General features: G+C 42.3%; 13 protein-coding genes. 9 read left to right on the forward strand and 4 right to left on the reverse strand.

Translation table 11 applies throughout. From position 1 onward, the window contains the following. The first annotated feature begins 291 nt into the window (after positions 1-291). Together V7K41_RS23005 and V7K41_RS23010 are read left to right on the forward strand one after the other, a co-directional pair. Positions 292-954 (forward strand): HEAT repeat domain-containing protein, encoded by a 663-nt coding sequence (locus tag V7K41_RS23005; RefSeq protein ID WP_322709565.1) that lies wholly within the window; start codon positions 292-294, stop codon positions 952-954. A gap of 160 nt (positions 955-1114) precedes the next feature. Beyond that, on the forward strand, positions 1115-1315 hold the full coding sequence (locus tag V7K41_RS23010; RefSeq protein ID WP_334851957.1) for a hypothetical protein: 201 nt from the start codon (positions 1115-1117) through the stop codon (positions 1313-1315). Positions 1316-1411: 96 nt separating this feature from the next. Here the strand turns inward: V7K41_RS23010 and V7K41_RS23015 are convergent, their stop codons facing one another. Further along, positions 1412-2260 carry a pentapeptide repeat-containing protein gene (locus tag V7K41_RS23015; protein WP_334851959.1) on the reverse strand — a complete coding sequence of 283 codons (849 nt, stop codon included), beginning with the start codon at positions 2258-2260 and terminating at the stop codon, positions 1412-1414. 115 nt (positions 2261-2375) lie between these two features. Between V7K41_RS23015 and V7K41_RS23020 the strand changes: the two genes are divergently transcribed. From V7K41_RS23020 to V7K41_RS23035, 4 genes are all read left to right on the forward strand, one after another. After that, complete coding sequence (locus V7K41_RS23020) at positions 2376-2954, forward strand: phycobiliprotein lyase (protein ID WP_334851961.1); 579 nt, start codon at positions 2376-2378, stop codon at positions 2952-2954. Between the two features lie 220 nt (positions 2955-3174). Then, positions 3175-3909 (forward strand): 15,16-dihydrobiliverdin:ferredoxin oxidoreductase, encoded by a 735-nt coding sequence (locus V7K41_RS23025; RefSeq protein ID WP_334851962.1) that lies wholly within the window; start codon positions 3175-3177, stop codon positions 3907-3909. Between the two features lie 68 nt (positions 3910-3977). Beyond that, positions 3978-4724 (forward strand): phycoerythrobilin:ferredoxin oxidoreductase, encoded by a 747-nt coding sequence (locus V7K41_RS23030; RefSeq protein ID WP_334851964.1) that lies wholly within the window; start codon positions 3978-3980, stop codon positions 4722-4724. 137 nt (positions 4725-4861) lie between these two features. Next, positions 4862-6103: a M20 family metallopeptidase gene (locus V7K41_RS23035; RefSeq protein ID WP_334851966.1), complete on the forward strand. Its 1242-nt coding sequence runs from the start codon at positions 4862-4864 to the stop codon at positions 6101-6103. Between the two features lie 108 nt (positions 6104-6211). Here V7K41_RS23035 and V7K41_RS23040 read toward each other — a convergent pair whose 3' ends face one another. Next, entirely contained in the window at positions 6212-7765 is a 1554-nt protein-coding gene (locus V7K41_RS23040; RefSeq protein WP_334851968.1) for a sensor histidine kinase, read from the reverse strand. Between the two features lie 327 nt (positions 7766-8092). Between V7K41_RS23040 and V7K41_RS23045 the strand changes: the two genes are divergently transcribed. The 3 genes from V7K41_RS23045 to V7K41_RS23055 all read left to right on the forward strand — a co-directional run bounded on the left by V7K41_RS23045 (position 8093) and on the right by V7K41_RS23055 (position 12054). Beyond that, positions 8093-8911, forward strand: coding sequence for an SDR family oxidoreductase (locus tag V7K41_RS23045; RefSeq protein WP_334851970.1), 819 nt, complete (start codon positions 8093-8095; stop codon positions 8909-8911). Between the two features lie 440 nt (positions 8912-9351). Then, on the forward strand, positions 9352-11280 hold the full coding sequence (gene dnaK, locus V7K41_RS23050) for a molecular chaperone DnaK (protein WP_334851972.1): 1929 nt from the start codon (positions 9352-9354) through the stop codon (positions 11278-11280). Positions 11281-11415: 135 nt separating this feature from the next. After that, a complete protein-coding gene (locus tag V7K41_RS23055) occupies positions 11416-12054 on the forward strand; it encodes an acetoacetate decarboxylase family protein (protein ID WP_334851974.1) in 639 nt (212 codons plus the stop codon). 44 nt (positions 12055-12098) lie between these two features. Here V7K41_RS23055 and V7K41_RS23060 read toward each other — a convergent pair whose 3' ends face one another. Both V7K41_RS23060 and V7K41_RS23065 read right to left on the reverse strand, forming a co-directional pair. Then, positions 12099-18146: an nSTAND1 domain-containing NTPase gene (locus V7K41_RS23060; protein ID WP_334851976.1), complete on the reverse strand. Its 6048-nt coding sequence runs from the start codon at positions 18144-18146 to the stop codon at positions 12099-12101. Between the two features lie 88 nt (positions 18147-18234). Further along, entirely contained in the window at positions 18235-19659 is a 1425-nt protein-coding gene (locus tag V7K41_RS23065) for an ATP-binding protein (protein WP_334851978.1), read from the reverse strand. Positions 19660-19718: the final 59 nt, after the last annotated feature.

The raw sequence follows: 19718 nt of genomic DNA on the forward strand, positions 1-19718 counted from the left end.
TCCGAGTTTCGAGTTCCGTTAGCGGAAGCGGGGCGTTTAGCCCGTGCTGAGTAAAGAAGTGAGATTCCCCACTCAGCACTCAGCACTCAGCACTCCTCAAGGGCATGGGGACAAGGGGGACAAATCAATTCAAAATTCAAAATTAAAGAACTTCTGCCTTCTCCCAAGGGGAGACGCTAAAAGCGATCTGCCTCCTGCCTTCTGCCTCCTGCCTCCTGCCTCTTCTTTTCCAATGCCCAATCCCCCATGTCCAATGCCCTAAAATAAAGAATAGCTGTACCAAATGCACTTATGGAAATCCATAAAATCCAAGCTGAACTGAAGAACCCAGATTTTCACTATCGTTTGAAGGCGATCGCTGCCCTTAATGATTATGAATCAGAAGTTGCAGTTCCTCTGCTCACAAGTAAACTTCATGACTCCGAATTTTTAGTGCGTTCTTTTGTGGCTAGAGGTTTGGGTAATCAACAATCAGCGGAATCTTTTGCGGCTTTGATGCAAATTATGAAATTTGATGATACTCCCAACGTGCGGGCTGAGGCGGCAAATTCTTTATCGCTATTTGGCAGAGTCGCAGTTTCTCATCTAGTTTTGGCATATTATCAGGATGACCACTGGCTAGTTAGGCGGAGCATTTTGGCTGCGATCGCTGAAATGGATTGCCCTGAAGAACTATTTGATATATGCGTTCAGGGTTTAAAAGATGAAGATTTCACAGTTCAGGAATCTTCTGTTGATGCACTTGGCTTACTAGCTAACTCTAGCCAACATACTGCGGCATTATCCCAGATACTAACGTTGGTGAATGATGAATCTTGGCGGATGCGCGTGCGAGTTAGCTATGCCCTCAAACGATTTGACGAACCAGAAGCCAAAGCGGCCCTCAACCAACTCAGACAGGATGAGGATCACCGAGTTGTTGGAGCTGCTTTAGAAGACCTATTGCCACAATAGCGGTTTGGATTTGCCCGCAATGCAATTATCGTGAGAAAACTTATCAGATAAATAGTTAAATAGTAAATATTTTATTTTACCTTAAACTTGACTAAAATATCCGGTTAATCTGCCAAAATCTGGAAGAAAAGATCAACTTTTTCTAGATGAGGAGGCATTTGTGACTGATATACAAGCTGGTCAAATGACTTGGCGACTACCAGGTTCCTCAGAATCTGCTTTATATTTGCGGCATAATGCTTCGGAACCTTGGCGATCGTATAAAGAATTTCCACAATATGTCCTACCCGATCCGCCCAGTTTTTCCGAAGGATACGCGACATTTTTAGCACTCCTGAAAAAGAACTGGCAGCCGTTATAAACTCACTACAGAACAATTGGTCAAACAATTTTGGATTTATTTCGCCTATAAGCAGCGCGGCTTGCATCTAAAATCTAAAATCTAAAATTGGTACGGTCAAGCACTCAAACTTTCACGAGTTGTTGCGCGGGTATAGGCGTTCCAAACGTCGAGTTCTGAATGTGGACGGCTGGAAAGCATAGCTTTAGTTGTTTCTGTGAGTCCTTGAGCAAGAGTAAAATCTGCCCCAGCGATACTTAGAAGATTCTCCATCTGTGCATCACTCAGGTCGGTTGCTCGCAAGTCTGTATCCCGCAAATCGGCTCCTGTCAATCGAGCATTTCGCAAGCAAGCTCCTGTCAAATAAGCTTTTGTCAAATCAGCACCACTCAAATAAGCACCTTGTAAATTGGCTCCTGTCAAGTCAGCGCCACTTAGGTAGGCTCCACGCAGATTAGCACCTTGTAAATCTGCATTTCGTAAAGAAGCTGTATTGAGAAAAGCACCATTGAGATTAGCACCTGGTCCTACCGCTCCAGAAGTTTTGTAATTATATTCTTGGGGCCATTTCGTTTGTGAATCATAACGCGCTACTTGGAGTTTGGCTCCCTGCAAATTTGCACCACTGAGATTTGCTTGTTGGAGGTCAGCACGGTTTAAATAGGCTCCCTGTAAATTAGCCCCACTCAAATCGGCTCCTCGCAGATTAGCGCCTCGTAAATCAGCCCCACTCAAATCGACATTACTCAAGACCACTTCACTGAGATCGGCTCCTAGTAGCTTGGCTTTACTCAAGTTAGCTTGTCGTAAATCGACTTCCCTCAAATTGAATTGGTACAAATCTATCGAATCCACAGGGATTCCAGCTTTGAGGGCTGTTAAGATTTCTGGAGTTGGACTGGGGCGTTCGGCAAAGCCGTTGCCGTAGGCATCGCTAGTAATAAGTTGAATTTCACTATTTGTCATCAGCTGATTAAAATATCACTTTTGGAGTTATTCTACACTTTAGCTAAATCGGGACTTCATCTCATCACTCAGTATTAATAAAGCCAAAATTTGATCAAACGAGGTTTCAAAACAGATGCATATAATACCGCCTTTGACAATGATCGACTTCTTTCGTAAAAGTGAGGGTACATGGTTTACGGAACGCTCCGTTCATCATTTTGACTCGGCGGCGGATGAGTCGGGGGAGTCGAATTTGATTATAAAAGTCATGGAAAAGGACGATCTGAAAGTCCAAGAAGTTTGTAAAGCCCAAGGGATAGACCCGACTAAAGCAACAGGCGGTGCTAGCTTTGCATGGCAGGCTAACCTAGATACCAGACTACCGAATACCGATAATGCTGCGATTTTGGTTGATGTTCCCGACGAAACGAGGCGTTCTGGAAAACTGATTCGCAACCAAGGCTATGTTGAGAGCATTCCAGTTGTGAGCCGATATCAGTTTGCTGATGATGGAGTGCTGACGATTGATACTGACTATGACAATAATCAAGGTCAGGAACGTTGTTGGTTTGTTACGGATGATTTTCGTGTCAGAGTCAGTACAGTACGAATGATGAACGGAATCAACTTGATGACTTATTGTTCTGAGCGTCGCTGTGTTTCCCAAGAAGTCCTGGAGCTAATGATCGGTCGCAATCATGCTAGGCGTTAATAGGGACTGGGGACTGGGGAGCAGGGAGCAGGGAGCAGGGAGCAGGGAGCAGGGAGCAGGGAGCAAGGGAGAAGAGTTTTCCCCTCTACCTCTTTTTAATTCCTAATCCCTAATCCCCAATCCCCATGCCCCATTAAGGAATGTTGCTTTGTTTCTCATAAATGAGACGTGCACGATCGCCATCAATTATTTTCATGCAAGGGTTAATAAATCATGCTCCATGTATAAGCCTTTCCTGGAATTTTTAGAAAAAGAGCTATTTCAGCGGTTTGATTTACAAAGTAGGGTCATTCCCCCTGGTTTGGAATTCAAAGTTAGCGATCGCGGCAGAAACCCAGCAACTATTCGCAGTTGGTGTTACCAATCTCAAGAGTTGCGGAAAATTCGCTATACCTACATTGATGCTGGGGAAAGCGCTCAAATTTTTAACAGTGTGGTTTATCCCAGTCATCACTACGATCTACCTCTGTTAGGAATTGACTTTTTATCCTTTGGCAAAGTCAAAAACCTGATTGTGCTTGACTTTCAACCTTTATTTCAGGATGAAGATTATCAAAAAAAATATATAGTTCCGCTAAAATCTCTCCATGATAAATACCCGGATTTGGCGCAAAACTTAGAAATGAAGTTTTACGATGCCAACCAGTATTTTTCTAAATACCTATTGTTTGCCAAAACAGATCCCGAAACAGTGGCAACGCGAGTCTTTGAAGCGTTTCAAGATTATTTAAACTTGTATTGGCAAATGTTAGCAGATGCCAAACCGCTGCAAGACCCTGAAGATATCCAGCGGATTATCAAAGCCCAAAAAGACTATGACCAATATAGTGCAGACCGCGATCCAGCATCTGGTTTGTTTAGCAGTTACTTTGGTCATGAATGGGCAGAGCGCTTTCTCCATGAATTCTTATTTGAAGATGCTGTTCCCCTAGCAGTTAGTGGCAGCAAAAGATAACCATTGGGCATTGGGGATTATTAATTTTAAATTTTGAATTTTGAATTTTGAATTCGGAGCAAAGCGACGTGACACTCTATCAGCCATTTCTCGATTATGCGATCACCTATATGCGATCGCGCTTGGATTTACAGCCCTATCCTATCCCCACTGGGTTTGAGTCCAAGAGTGCTGTTGTGGGCAAGGGAAAGAATCAAGAAGAGGTTGTCACCACCAGTTATGCCTTTCAAACTGCAAAATTGCGGCAAATTCGGGCAGCTCACGTCCAGGGTGGCAATTCGCTGCAAGTGCTGAATTTTGTGATTTTTCCCCGTCTCAACTACGATTTACCCTTTTTTGGGGCAGATTTGGTGACATTGCCAGGAGGACATCTAATTGCTTTGGATATGCAGCCCCTATTTCGGGACGATGTAGCATATCAGGCGAAATATACTGAACCAATTCTGCCTATTTTCCACACCCACCAACAACATCTGTCTTGGGGAGGAGATTTTCCAGAAGAAGCACAGCCTTTTTTCTCTCCCGCTTTTCTATGGACTCGTCCTCAAGAAACAGCTGTTGTAGAAACTCAGGTGTTTGCCGCTTTCAAAGACTATTTGAAAGCCTATCTAGATTTCGTGGAGCAGGCAGAAGCTGTAACAGATTCCCAAAATTTAGTAGCCATTGAGCAAGCCCAACTGCGATACCTGCGATATCGGGCTGAAAAAGACCCAGCGCGAGGGATGTTTAAACGCTTCTACGGTGCGGAATGGACTGAAGAGTATATCCACGGATTTTTATTTGACCTAGAGAGAAAATTAACAGCCATCAACTAGAGGCTCTTTGACCGCACTCAGTGCTGAGTACCTCCTTACTGAAGACTGATCCAAGTCACGTTAAACTAGGAAAATAATCTCAGTTATACCAATTCAAAAAATGGTATTAGCTGTACTTAAACTAGTTTGTCTTCATAATGGTTTCCACCTTTCCCAATCCCTCTTCTGTTGATCTATCTCGCATGCGACTTTCAATCCGCTCATTGCAACCGCAATTAGTAGAGTGGCGGCGGCGTTTGCATCAACAACCAGAGTTGGGTTTTCAAGAAAAACTGACTGCTGAGTTTGTATCACAAAAGCTGCAAGAATGGGGAATTGAGCATAAAACTGGCATTGCCCACACTGGCATTGTTGCCACCATCAAAGGTAAAGGGGAAGATTCAGAAACAATCCAAAATCCAAAAGTTTTAGCGATTCGTGCGGATATGGATGCTTTGCCAATCCAAGAACTTAACGAAGTGCCGTACAAATCGCAGCATGATGGAGTGATGCACGCTTGTGGACATGATGGACATACAGCGATCGCTTTAGGTACAGCTTACTATCTCCAGCAGCATCGCCAAGACTTCTCTGGTATCGTAAAAATTATCTTTCAGCCAGCGGAAGAATCACCAGGAGGCGCAAAGCCGATGATTGAAGCTGGAGTTTTGAAAAATCCAGATGTTGACGCGATTATTGGTTTGCACTTGTGGAATAATTTGCCTTTAGGAACAGTGGGTGTGCGTGCTGGGGCGTTGATGGCAGCTGTGGAGTGCTTTAACTGCACAATTTTGGGCAAAGGTGGACACGGCGCACTACCCCATCAAACTGTTGACTCCGTTGTTGTTGCTGCCCAAATCGTAAATGCTTTGCAAACCATTGTCGCTCGGAATGTTAATCCGATTGATTCAGCAGTAGTGACAGTGGGAGAACTTCACGCTGGAACCAAACGCAATGTAATTGCTGATACAGCGAGAATGAGTGCTACTGTTAGGTATTTTAATCCTAGTTTGAAAGGCTTTTTTAACCAGCGTGTCGAGCAGATTATTGCTGGAATTTGTCAGAGTCATGGTGCAAATTATGACTTAGAATATTGGTCACTTTATCCACCAGTAATTAATGATATTAAAATAGCAGAACTAGTGCGATCTGTGGCAGAAGAAGTGGTAGAAACTCCTCTAGGGATTGTGCCAGAATGTCAAACTATGGCTGCTGAAGATATGTCATTTTTCTTAGAAGAGGTTCCTGGTTGTTATTTCTTTCTGGGTTCTGCTAACCCCGCGAAAGACTTAGCATATCCCCATCATCATCCCCGGTTTGATTTTGACGAAACCGCCTTGGCGATGGGTGTGGAAATATTTGTTAGATGCGTGGAAAAGTACTTTGTTTCATATCATTAATCATTAGTCATTAGTCATTAGTCCGTTGTAGCCGCAAATGACAAAGGACGAATGACCAAGGACGACCATAACAAAAATTTTCACAACTTAAATAGGATTGCTATATCTCTAATTCTTGACTGTCGGTTTCTGTTTATTGCTAACTTCTAAAGGCAGGAAAATCGTCATCACTTCCCCATAGTGTGGACGCTGGCGCACAATTAGTTTGCCACCGATCGCCTGAAACAAATGCTTGGTTGCAGCGATATTCAAACTAATTGTACCTGTTTCTGGTTGGAACATCAGCAGTTGACCTAGAGCTTTGCGAATTGGTGGCGTTGCAGGTATGGTGGCTTTATTTGAATCTTTGCACCGGAATTGCGGCGATAATTGTAACTTGAGTTGATCTCCAGCTGGGATTACTTGTACTTGAATATGGCTACCAGCGGGTAAGCTGCGAGTAAAATTTTCCATCAAACCAGTAAGAACCTGATCCAGCATGGTAGGATTACTTACCACTGTCGGTAGTTGCTGGGGTAAAACAACATTTAAAGTTAAGTTCCGCCGATGCGCTGCTTGTTCCCAACGGGGAATGCTCTGCTGCAACACTTGATCTAAAGACATCGGCGTGAGTTGAGTTTTTGACGATTTTGCTGAGGCAGTAGTTTCTAGTTCTGCGGCCTTAAACAGCAATTCCATGCGGTCAATTTGCTCGGTACACTCGTGATCGATAATTTTTAAACGATTGATCGCGCTAGCATCTAAGTCTCGCCGCTTTAACAGCAGACGAGTCATGGTGCGAATAGTTGTTAAAGGTGTGCGAACTTCGTGAGCGAAGGCTTGGAGCAATTCTACATCAGGATTTGGGGAAGGTGAGGCCCCCTCTTGGGATAAGGAGTAATGGGCATTGGGCATTGGGCATTGAGGATTGGGGAAAACTCTTCTTCCCTGCTCCCCTGCTCCTCTGCTCCCCTGCTCCCCTACTTCGTCCCCAGTCCCTAGTAAAGAGTCTCTAGTCTCTTCTGGTTCTGTTAATTCCTGAAGCAATAACTGACTAAAGTGAATCATCATACGGTAGTCTGGTGCTACCGGAGAATACTGTTCTACTAATGCGTCCAAGCGGGCAAAAAATTCTGGATTAGCCAGCATTACTCGTGCCCCTAGCGATCGCCAAGCCTGCTGCACTATCTCTGGCTCAAAAGAAAATGAAAAAGTTTTTTTACCGTTTTTGTGGGTTGCTAAAACCAGCACTAATCTAAATTTATCTGTAAAAACCAAGCAAAACTGTTCTGCACCTAGAGGATCGGCAGGTAGTAAAGGAAGTACCGAATCATGGGCAGCAATGTCTTCATTTACAGATGCGTTGGCGTAGTCTACCGCAGGTATCGTACCTGGCATCTGAAATGGCATCAGCGCCAAAGGGTTAAATGGTTTTGCTGTAAAAGTTACTGTTTGTAAACTTTGAGTCAATTTTGGTTGACTAAACAAGGGTGCTGGTGCAGCTAAAACTAATCCTTGGGTTGTGTCAACTGAAGGGTCTGCTAAAGTATTTAATAGCAAATGTTCTGTCGCTGCGAGGCTGATACGCCACTGCTGCTCTGCTTTAGCAGGTGAACATTCTGCCACACTTGATTGATTTTCAGCCAAGATTCCGCTTAGGCTTGGCAATATCCATTGGTACACAGGCTTTCACCCCTTAACTCAAGAGCGACTAACAGCGTCTAGGTTAGACATTTCACTACTATCTAAGAGGTTATAGCTATTTGTATACTGGTGACAGTGGTAGAACCGAACAATTCAGGGGCAATTCCCCTCTAACTGCGATCGCAGCGATCGGTTGAAAAATACTTGCGCTGACTTTTATTAATAGGTATGGCGATCGCAAATTAATGATTGTGCTGATTTTGCTACTCGAATCGGGATTGTAATTACAATAGCAAAATTTTTAATCTCGGTAGGCGATCGCATTTTTTTCGGTAGATTAGCAATAGACTATCTTAAAAGCACTTTATGACTTCTTTTGATTCAGTTGAAGATTTGGTACTAGTTGCTGGTGCCACTGGTGGAGTGGGGCAACTGGTGGTAGGCAAGTTACTAGAAAAGGGCGTGAAAGTTCGTGTCCTGACACGCAATTCTGCAAAAGCTGAAGAAATGTTTAACCAGAGAGTGGAAATTGCCGTTGGTGACATCCGTCAGCCAGCTACACTGCCAGCTGCAATGCCAGGTGTTACCCACATTATAAATTGTACCGGAACCACTGCCTTTCCCTCTGCACGATGGGAGTTTGAGCAACCCCCAAACTTGATTGAATGGGGAATTATTTTCCTTAATCCCAAATCTAGTGAAGCAAAAGCAAAGAATAGTCCGGCAAAAATTGATGCTCAAGGTGTCAGCAATCTAGTAGCAGCAGCACCCCAGAATTTGAAGCGATTCGTTTTTGTCTCTTCTTGTGGAATTCTCCGTAAAAATCAGTTTCCTTTTAGTATTCTTAATGGTTTTGGCGTGTTGGATGCCAAACAAAAAGGCGAAGAGTTCATTATTAATTCAGGATTACCCTACACCATTATCCGCCCAGGACGCCTCATTGACGGCCCCTATACCTCATACGACCTCAACACCCTCCTGAAGGCAAAAACTGGGGGTAAATACGGTGTGGTCATAGGCACTGGGGATACACTTTCGGGTGATGCCAGCCGGATTGATGTCGCAAACGCTTGTGTAGAATGCCTTTTTCAGCCAAATAGCTCTAGGAAAATTTTTGAAATAGTCAACCAAGGACAAAGACCACCTGTGATTGACTGGGAAACTCTTTTTTCTGGGATTGAGTAACTTCTAAGTGCTGAGTGCTGAGTGCTGAGTTATTATTCTCTCCTCATGCCCCATGCCCCATCCCCAATCTCCAGTCCTTCTGTAGTTTATTGCCTTAAAAGACGGCAAACACCACTCAGACGTTACGGTTCACCCTAATTACTGAAAGTATTAATTCTTCTACATTAGACAGAGTGAAGACAAATTAATCCATGAACCAACTAAAAACAAAATTTAGTTAGTTTAACCGTCCCAAGCAAGGTTCGGGAAACCACCCTTCATGGACTGGCTATCACTAAGCTTCAGTATATATATCAGCATAATCTGGAGTTCTAACCCCAGGAAAGCCAAACCAAAGGTATTGATGCTGAACTAGCTGATTTCTTGACCCTGTTGGTTCAAAATTTAGTGCTTTATATTCTCATTCATTCATTTGTAGTTATACGGAGCCAGCACCTAAAATGGCAAAAGTAGTTGGAATTGACTTAGGAACAACGAACTCCTGCGTGGCAGTGATGGAAGGTGGTAAACCCACGGTAATTGCTAATGCTGAAGGTTTTCGGACAACGCCATCAGTAGTCGCATTTGCGAAAAATGGCGACAACTTGGTTGGTCAAATCGCCAAACGTCAGGCGGTGATGAACCCCGAAAATACGTTTTACTCAGTCAAACGCTTTATCGGTCGCCGCTACGATGAAGTGGGTAACGAAGCTACAGAAGTTTCTTACAAAGTTCTTAGCAGCAATGGCAATGTCAAATTAGATTGTCCGATAGCTGGTAAACCGTTTGCTCCTGAAGAAATTTCTGCAAAAGTTCTTCGCAAACTAGTTGAAGATGCCAGCAAATACCTGGGTGAAACTGTAACCCAAGCTGTAATCACCGTTCCGGCATACTTCAACGACTCGCAACGGCAAGCGACAAAAGACGCTGGGAAAATTGCCGGGATTGAAGTTCTACGGATTATCAACGAGCCTACAGCTGCTTCTTTGGCTTATGGATTTGACAAGAAGAGTAACGAAACTATCCTCGTATTTGACCTTGGTGGTGGTACCTTCGACGTATCCGTGCTGGAAGTAGGAGACGGAGTTTTTGAAGTACTAGCCACATCTGGTGATACCCACCTTGGTGGTGACGACTTCGATAAAAAAATAGTTGACTTCTTAGCTGAGAAGTTCAAGAAAGCTGAAGGTATTGACCTACGGAAAGATAAACAAGCTTTACAACGTCTTACGGAAGCTGGAGAAAAAGCCAAAATTGAGCTTTCTAGCGTTACCCAAGCAGAAATCAACCTACCATTTATCACTGCAACCCAGGATGGGCCCAAGCACCTGGATACAACCCTAACTCGCGCTCAGTTTGAAGAACTTTGTTCTGACTTAATCGACCGTTGCCGTATTCCTGTGGAAAACGCCCTTCGGGATGCCAAGTTAAACAAAGGCGATATTGATGAAGTGGTGTTAGTTGGTGGTTCTACGCGGATTCCCGCAGTCCAACAGATTGTGAAGCAGGTATTGGGTAAAGACCCCAATCAAAGCGTTAACCCTGATGAAGTCGTAGCAGTTGGTGCAGCTATTCAAGCCGGAGTACTGGCTGGTGATGTAACTGGCATCTTGCTGTTAGACGTGACACCTCTATCTTTGGGTGTGGAAACATTGGGCGGCGTGATGACCAAAATTATCCCCCGCAACACCACAATTCCCACCAAAAAATCTGAAGTTTTCTCCACGGCTGTGGATGGACAAACCAACGTAGAAATTCACGTCCTTCAAGGTGAACGCGAATTCTCTAACGATAACAAGAGCTTGGGAACCTTCCGCCTCGATGGTATTCCTCCTGCACCACGTGGCGTCCCTCAAATTGAAGTGGTGTTCGACATTGACGCTAACGGTATCCTTAATGTCACCGCTAAGGACAAAGGTACTAGTAAAGAACAGTCCATCAGCATAACTGGCGCTTCTACCCTGGATAAAAATGACGTTGACCGGATGGTAAGAGAAGCTGAACAGAACGCTTCATCTGACAAAGAGCGGCGTGAAAAGATTGAACGCAAGAACCAAGCCGATTCTTTGGCATACCAAGCTGAAAAGCAGTTACAAGAGTTGGGCGATAAAGTTCCTGATGCTGACAAGACTAAAGTCGAAGGTTTAGTAAAAGAACTGCGGGAAGCAGTTGCTAAAGAAGACGATGAGCAAATCAAGAAGCTCACCCCAGAATTACAACAAGCGTTATTCGCTGTTGGTAGCAACATCTATCAACAAGCTGGTGCTAGTGCCAGTGCCGGTGCTGGTGCCGGTGCTACATCTGGTGGTGAACCTCAAGATAGTAGCAGTTCCTCTAGTTCTAGTAACGGCGACGATGTGATTGACGCTGATTTTACAGAGAGCAAATAATTCCTCTAGTTCTTTTGGGAAGATTATCTTGTCCCACCTTATAATTACCCACTCAGACAAATGCCTGAGTGGGGATTTTTTTTAATAAGTTAGGCGTTAGGAATTAGGTAGTTATATAAGTCCGGTTAATCTCTTATGCCATATCCACAAGCACCTTGGACACTTCAAGGTTATGCTATCCAAACTCTACATTTGGTAAATATTGACCAAGTGCGCCCTTTGATTCCCTTAGAGTTAGAAATTATTTCTGTATGGCCTGGTAAAACCTTTGCTAGCGTGTATTTATCTAATTACAAGTCAGGCTCGGTACTGGAGTACAGCGAGTTAATTGTTGTCCCAGCTTTGGTTAATTACCAGAGAAAAATCGGCGCTTGGATTTCTCACATTTATGTAGATAATGCTGATTCGGTGGCTGGTGGTCGAGAAATTTGGGGACTACCAAAGGAACTAGCCAAGTTTACATGGGAACAAGGAAAGTATGTTACTGTGCATCAGGAAAACCGGAAATTGTGCAGTCTTAAGTATAATCAACAAAGCTTGGCATGGAGACAGCGATTAAGTGCTTCTAGTTTCAGCACTAAGGGTGCTGATTTGCTAATATTCCCTGCTGAATTTGAGTCTATGTTGGGTTTGATTGGTTCTAAGTTAGAAATCCCTGTCGAAAGTCCTTTTTCTGGAATAGGCTTAGGTCAGCCTTGGTTAAATGTGCGCTGTGAGCAGTTGAGTTTGCGGGTTGATGCGCCAAAAGTGGTAGGTCAATCAATTTTAGATTAATTTAAAGGTGTTTTATTTGACTCTAAATAAGACACCTTGAGCTTTCACTTTTTTTTGTAGATGTCGTCACAAAGATAGCGATCGCTCCCCGCTTTTGGGTTATTCTTCAGATAATCATGCGCCTCATCACAACCGCGTTTGAGAAGTTGATTTAAGTCAAAATCCCAAACTGAAGCTCTATCACCCCCGCTTGCAATACTCTTACCATCTGGACTAAAAGTCACATTCTGACTGCCAAAGCGCTCAAAAGTTGTTAATAAAGTGCCATCCAAACTCCAGAGTTTCACTTTTTGAGCGCTAGCTGAGGCTATTATCTTGCCATCGGGGCTGAAGCTGACACTAGTAACAGGCTCATCGCTGGTTAAAGTTGTCAAACTTTTGGTTTCTTTACCGTTCACGCTCCAGAGTTTCACAGTGTTGTCTTTACTAGCAGAGGCTATTGTCTCACCGTTGGGACTGAAATTCACACTTGTGACTGCATTACCGTGTTCGTTAAAGGTCTTAATTACTTTACCGTCAGGTCGCCAGAGTAGAACAGTTTTATCATCACTAACTGAGGCAATCAGCTTACCATCTAGGCTAAAACTAACATCGTTAACCTGTTTGGTATGCCCTTTAAAGGTATAAAGTAGCTTGCCATCACGCTGCCAAAGTTTTACAGTTTTATCCTTACTGGCTGAGGCAATTAACTGGCCATTGGGGCTAATACTCACACTTGTGATTTCATTACTATGACCTAACAAAGTCTTTAACAATTGTGCTTCTTTGTTTAGTTCACGAGTCAGCTGCCAAAGTTTTACTGTGTCATTACCCCCGACAATTGCTATTGTCTGGTTGTTGGAGATATATTTTACCTGTTCAACCCAATTGTTTTTGCCGTTGATAGTATTTAGCAAGGATAATTTTGTACTTGTCTTGTGATCAAGTTTCCAGAATTGTACGGCATTCTCACCCGTGCGGATAGCTATAGTATGACTATCTGAGCTAAAACTCATGTGCTGCTCAAGGGAAAAATAGTTAAATCGCTCAATCTCTGGATTACTTAGACTAGGGAAAATTTTGAGGAAAGTACCGTCAGCTCGCCAGATTTCTAAAGTGTGTTCATTGGTTTGTATGGCTAATATTTGTCCATCTGGGCTAAAACTGATTTTTGGATATTGATTATAGATATCTGGACTGAACCTTTCTGTTTTAAGTTGAATATTGCTGATTAGTTTGCCATCGCGCCGCAAAAGTTTTAGCCTATTATTATCCTCAAAAGTCACTAAAGTTTGGTAATCAGGGCTGAAACTATTTACTTGTTTATCAAAAGTTGAAAGTACAGAGCCATCTAGCTTCCAGAGAGTCACTTTCTCATTTTGCTCTTTAGTGACTATTGTTTGACTGTCAGAAGTAAAACCTGTGACATTTATGTAGTCTGTTTTGTTCTGTTTTTTCAAGGTTGTGAGCAAACTGCCATCAATCTGCCACAGTTCTACTCTCTGATTATCATCATCTCTTTTTGAAATAGCTACTATCTCACCATTAGGGCTAAAAGTAACCGACATAAGGTTATCAGACCTAATAGTTCTTGTTATTTTGCCGTCTTGTCGAAGAAATTTTACTGTATTCTCAGCGTTCCAAATAGCTAAATTTTTGCCATTTGGACTTAAATCCATACTTTTTCTTTGCTCTTGATCATCAGAAAAAGTAATTTGACTATCATCTTTAATGGTTGTGATTAAACTGCCATCCCCTCGCCAGATTTTAATAGTTTTATCTTGACTGCGTGTTGCAAGGGTTTGTCCATCTGCACTGAAACTGATTTCATAGATGCTATCTTTGTGACCTTTAAAAGTTGCGATCGCTTTGCGATCACTTGCCCATAGTTGTACTGTGTTATCATTTCTGACCAGAGCAATTTTTTGCCCATCAGGACTATAACTCCCTTTAACAGGCTCACCTTGGAGAGTTATGATAAAAGTACCATCATGCCCCCACAGTTGCACTGTACTGTCCTGACTGGCAGAGGCTAAAATTTGACTGTTAGTGCTGAAACCGATTGCGGAATTACTGCCTAGCAAGGTTATTTTCTGAGTGCCATTACGCTGCCTGAGTTTGACTTTATAGTTTTCATTAATAGAGGCAATTAGCTTACCATCTGGACTAAAATTAACTTTTCTGACTTTTCTGAGTGTACCATTATCAGGGGTTTTCCAATCCCCGTTTTCCACACTCCAAAGTTTCACGGTTTTATCCTCACTGGCAGAGGCGAGCCATTTGCTGTCATAACTGAAACTCATGCTAGTAATATTATTTTTATGCCCTTCAAGCTTTAAGATATTCTCTGTGTCCCACCAATTTTCTTTATTCCAAGGTTGTACTTGTACAAAACTCTCAAAACTTAAAGCAAAAATCTGACCATTAGGACTAACATTTATCAAATTTGGAGAAGTAGGATACCTTCCATTTAGTATATATATGTCCTTGTTAGTCACTAAAGTTCCATCACGTCGCCACAGTTTACTTACTGAATAACTATTACTTAATGAGAGAAGACCCTGAGCATTAGGGACAAAACTAACGCTAGTAACTCTTACATTATTATCAATTGTTTTAATCTCTTTACCATTCAGACCCCATAGTTTTATGGTGTTGTCCTCACTGGCAGAAACAATTTGCTTGCCATCTGGACTAAAACTAACACTGGTGATACTCCCCTTATGTCCAGCAAAGTTTTGAATTTCTCTGCCATCTAGACTCCACAGTTTGATCATCCAGTCTTTACTACCAGAGATCGCTTTCTTCCCATCTGGACTGAAACTAACGCTAGTAATCTCTTCTGTATGCCCTGCAAATTTTTTGATTTCTTTACCGTCTAAACTCCAAATTTTTATAGTTTTATCTTCACTACCTGAAACAAACTTCTGGCTATCAGGGCTGAAGCTGATACTAGTAATTTTCTTGTCATGTGCTTTGAAAGTTTTAATTTCTTTGCCATCTCGACTCCACAGTTTTACTGTCCCATCTTCACTTCCAGAAACTACTTTCTCACCGTCAGGGCTAAAATTCACGCAGGTTACACTATCGTTATAACCCTCTAAAGTATTACGTTGTTTTATGGTATAGACTATATCTTGTAGTGTCGTAACTACTTGCATTTGGGTTTCAGGCTTAACCCCAACTGACCACCACTGTTGCAATCGTCTGCTTGCTTTTAAACTTTTTACCAGTGCCTCTAAATCTTGGTTCGATTTTAGCAGCCCTTTTGCTTCATTATTCAATGATATCAGTTGGACATTATTTTGATTTATCCACAAAAGTGGTAAGAATATTGCTAATCCACCAGTAATTACACCTAATGCTACTTTCCAGACTAAGCCTCTACGTGTTTCTAGAAGTTGCTGTTTAAGAACTTCATTCAGCTTCGCTTCTGTTAACTTTCGTTGTTCTCTCTCTTTTTCCAACTCAGCAATTAAGCTAGCTGATTGTTGCTGGCGCACAAATGGCACTAAATAATCATGTACTAGTTGATAGCGGTCAGCAGGTGATGCTGGCACTCTTAACACTAATCCTGATTTCACTAAAATTTCTAAAATTAAGTCGAGTTTTTCAGTTTTTACATCTAACTCTAATTCCAAATCAGCACGAGTTTTTAAAGGGCGGGTATTCTTTTCATCTGTAAGCAAATATAAAACTAGTTTGGCTATCTGTTCATTATCAGAACCGCAGTCTTGGACAATTTCTTCTAAAAATCGCCCAACAAACTTTTCTTTAGGGCCATGTTGCTGATACTGTTCTAGCTTCGTTATTTTTTCTGTTTGTAATTGCGCTCCTACTACTTGCAATTCAATGGGGCGTACTTCGCCTAAGTCTCTAGCTAAATCCTTTACCAATTCATCAATTAATGGTGCTTCTAAAACTGACTGGCTTTTTTGAGTTAAGTTTTGAATAATTAATTTAGCGTCTTCTAATGAAAAGTTATCCAAATAATAGAGAATATCTTTATCTAAAATATTGTTACTAATAACATCAAAGTTTGCCAGCCGATTATTACATTCTAATAAATAATGGAGATAATCTTCGCGTAAAGACAAGATAACCTTTATATAAGGAATATCTAGACAGTTACGTAAAAACTCGTAAAATTTTCGTCTATTGCTTGGATCATTATAAATGAAGAAAAATTCTTCAAATTGATCGAAGATTAAAACTGTTAGCAGGTTATAATCATCATGTTTTTCTAATTGCTTGAGAATAGACTTTTCCCCTGCTGTGTCTTCTCTTAAGGGAGGAGAGTATTCATAGCTTCTGCCTTCATAAGGAATACGTGGTAAATCAGAAATAGCATCTCGTAAACTGTTGCCTAATTCTATAATCCAATCTGGATAAACTTGCTGTAAAACAGGCAAAACATCACGAACACCAATGGATCTCTGTTTCAATGCAGGGATTAATCCAGCCTGTAAAATTGAACTTTTACCAACACCTGATTGCCCATGAATAATTGTTAGTTTGCGGTCATGTTGACCCATGCGCTCGATCAGGCGATTAATATCTTGCTGTCTTCCAGAAGCAGCAATTTCTGTGGCTACTGTTTCTTGTTGTTCAACGGATGCTAAAGCTGGGTTATTTACTGTTTGTTGTGCTTGTAACCTACCTGCACCAATGAAAGCACGGAAACCATATTGCTGTTCAAGCGATCGCTGTTCTTGTTTAAGATGAAATGCAGTTCCATATTCACCTTTTTTAAAGTAGTTTGCTCGTAACTCTGCCAAAATCTGAATATAAAGCTCTGGATCGTATTGTGCTTTGGTTTCTGTTCTGGCAGTTTCTAAAGTTTGCAGTGCTGCTTCTGGTTGATTGAGTGCAGATTGCGATCGCGCTAACGCAAACAAATACCAACCCTGATGATACGACCTTTCCCAATCTAAATCTGCTTTCATCTCTTCTGAGACTGGCGCAGATGTATCTATTTGCACGCTATCCAGCAGAGAAAGCGCTTGTTCGGCTGTTTGCTTTGCCTCATTCCAAGCGAATTTAGCAATTAGCACCTCAGCCAGAAAGCTATAAGCTCTGGCTAGTTTAAACTGATTAGGATAGGTTTGATGCAACGCAATTGCTTTGTTAGCAACAGCCTCCAACTCTTCCCACTGTTGCAAATCTTGCAGTACAGAACCCAAAGCATTGATAAATTTTGCTACCAAATCTTGGCGATTAGCTTGCTCAAATACCTCAATACATTCCTGAAAATAATTTTTAGCAAAACCAGTAGCACGATCGCGTTCGGGGTGATGTAACACTGCATAGGTACGCCACCAAAGTCCTAGAGAGTAAAGTAAACAGGCGCGTCGTTCTAGAAAGCGGGGTGATGGAGAATCGTTGACAAAAAGTGCTAAACTACGCTCGTAATATTGCCCTGACAATTCCAGTGAACTAGAATTCGCTCGACCGAGCATAAATTCTAAACTCGCTTCCAGTTCTGGATTCAAACTCAAACGACGATTTTGTAAATCATGCCATGCTGACTCTAACTCAACTCGGCGTGGAGAGCCAACTTGTAAATTCAGCGCCGTACTATCGAGATATCTGCCTGCACCAGCCGCTAAAACTTTTTCAAAGACTTCATCAGCAGTTTGCTGGATAAAATCAATTAAATCATCAGTGGCGATCGCAAATTCAACGATAGTACTCCAACTGTGTAAATCTGGTGCTAATCGCATGAGTTTGTGCAGCACGTCATCCGTTACCCACAACACTAACGGGAAGTGAAAATTTTTTCTAAACTCCTCCCTGACCTGATTTGCACCACTCAGCACTTGTTCTAGCTTGCTGACCGATTCTAAACCAGATACTACCAGCGCCTGGGGATGCTCAGAACCGAGTAAATTTTGGATAGTCTGGAAAAATGTCTTAATCGACTTATCTAAAACTATCTCCCGAATTTTCAAATCGCTCGACGCTTGCAGACTTTGCACCAAACGCCTTCGCAAACTAGCTCCATTACAAAGTGCTAAAATCAGGGAAAATTCTTCTTGAGAAGTAGCGATCGCCCATATTAATTCCTGTAAAGAATTTTCGTTATTGGTTGCGAGTGGCTGTGGATGACTCATGACTAGACCTCGCTTATAGATGGGGAAAGTCGGAGCAGGAGGAGAATAATAACTCTTAACTCCTCACTCCTAACTTCTAACTTTTAACTTAAAGCTGCAACCCTGGTGCTTCTGCCAAAATCGGATTAATTTCAAACCAAGACCCCTGAGTGTCTCGGTACTCATAGACGAATCGACTGTGTACCAAAATTCGGTATCCATCATCGCCGCTTACCCATTTCCGCTGTTGTACTTGGCGCAACAAGTTCCACTCATCATCTGTGATTGCTAAGGTCATTTGATTGCAGTAGGCTCTAATTACAGTTTCTAACCCCACACGCGATAAAGGCAGTTTTCTTTCCTTTTTGATCCAATCGTTGAGCAGTCTGAGTAATTCGCGGACATGACCGCCACTAATTCGGCAGAGTCTTTCTAATGTTTCTGGAGTATCAAAAATCTCTGCAATCCAGCCGAGGCGCTCCTCTGGCTGATTATCAGGATAAGCTCTTGCTAGGATCATCTGTGCCAATAGTGCCATACCTTCAGCGCATTCACTGCCATCGCGTAATTGTACTGGCACCATCGGTAACACTTTTGGATAGACCATAAATCGCTGTGTTAACCTGCTCAAGTCGTTGGAAAACATCAACTCTAAAGGCATGGTGTAAACCACGTGGCACTTGAGTTGAGTTAATTGTTCTCCCCGATCTACAAATAGATATTCAGGCTGAGGTCGTCCCCAAGACTTGTTAGCAGTCTCAACGCGATCGAGATTATCGACAATTACCACTAGTCCTTTTTTGCCGTGTTGCTTCAGTTTAATGATGGCAGGTTCGAGTAGTTCGTCATTAATTACATCTATAATGCCTTTTGTACGCGGCCCTAAGTATTCTCTTAACTTGTTGCGAAGTTCAGGGCTATTTTTGGTTTTGGCTGTAATTTTGCCAATGCCTAGTGCCACCACTGATACTCCTTCTTTCTCATTTGCTTTCAGTTCTCCAATACCTGGAATTTTCGCTTCGGCGGCAAACTTACCCTCAGTACTCGCAGAAACTTTACCAATGCCAGGAATTGATGCTTCGGCAGAAACTTCAACTTCTGTCATCAACAGTTTAGCGGCTCCTTGAAGGATTTTTTTCAGACCTTGGGGTTCAGGAATTTCCAGTTTTTCTAAGCTATTGAGACTTTCACTAACTCGGCGAGCTACGCTTAATAAAATATCACTGATATCAACATCACCCATTTCTAGGTCTTGACTGGATTCAAAATATACTACATGAAAGTCTGATTGCTCTAATTCTGCTTTCAGCCTGAGCAATTCTGTAGATTTCCCGCAGCCGATGTGTCCTGTAAATAATTCGCAGGTAGGGCCTTCAGGTGAGAAAAATGTAATATTCTCCTTTAACTCCTCAATAATCCTGCCACCTCGCACTGAGGAAAAATCAATATAGTACTTTCGATCCTCAGCATTTTCGACAGCCAAAGTCTTGCTAGGGTTGCAAGCCTGATAAAACTTCTGTAAATCCAGTTTCATTAACTACGTCACAACAAGGCTTTTCTTTATTGTCAACACAAACTCTGTTACATATTCCG

The sequence above is a fragment of the Nostoc sp. genome (genome assembly GCF_036917415.1).
In the GTDB taxonomy this organism is placed as follows: Bacteria; Cyanobacteriota; Cyanobacteriia; order Cyanobacteriales; family Nostocaceae; genus Nostoc.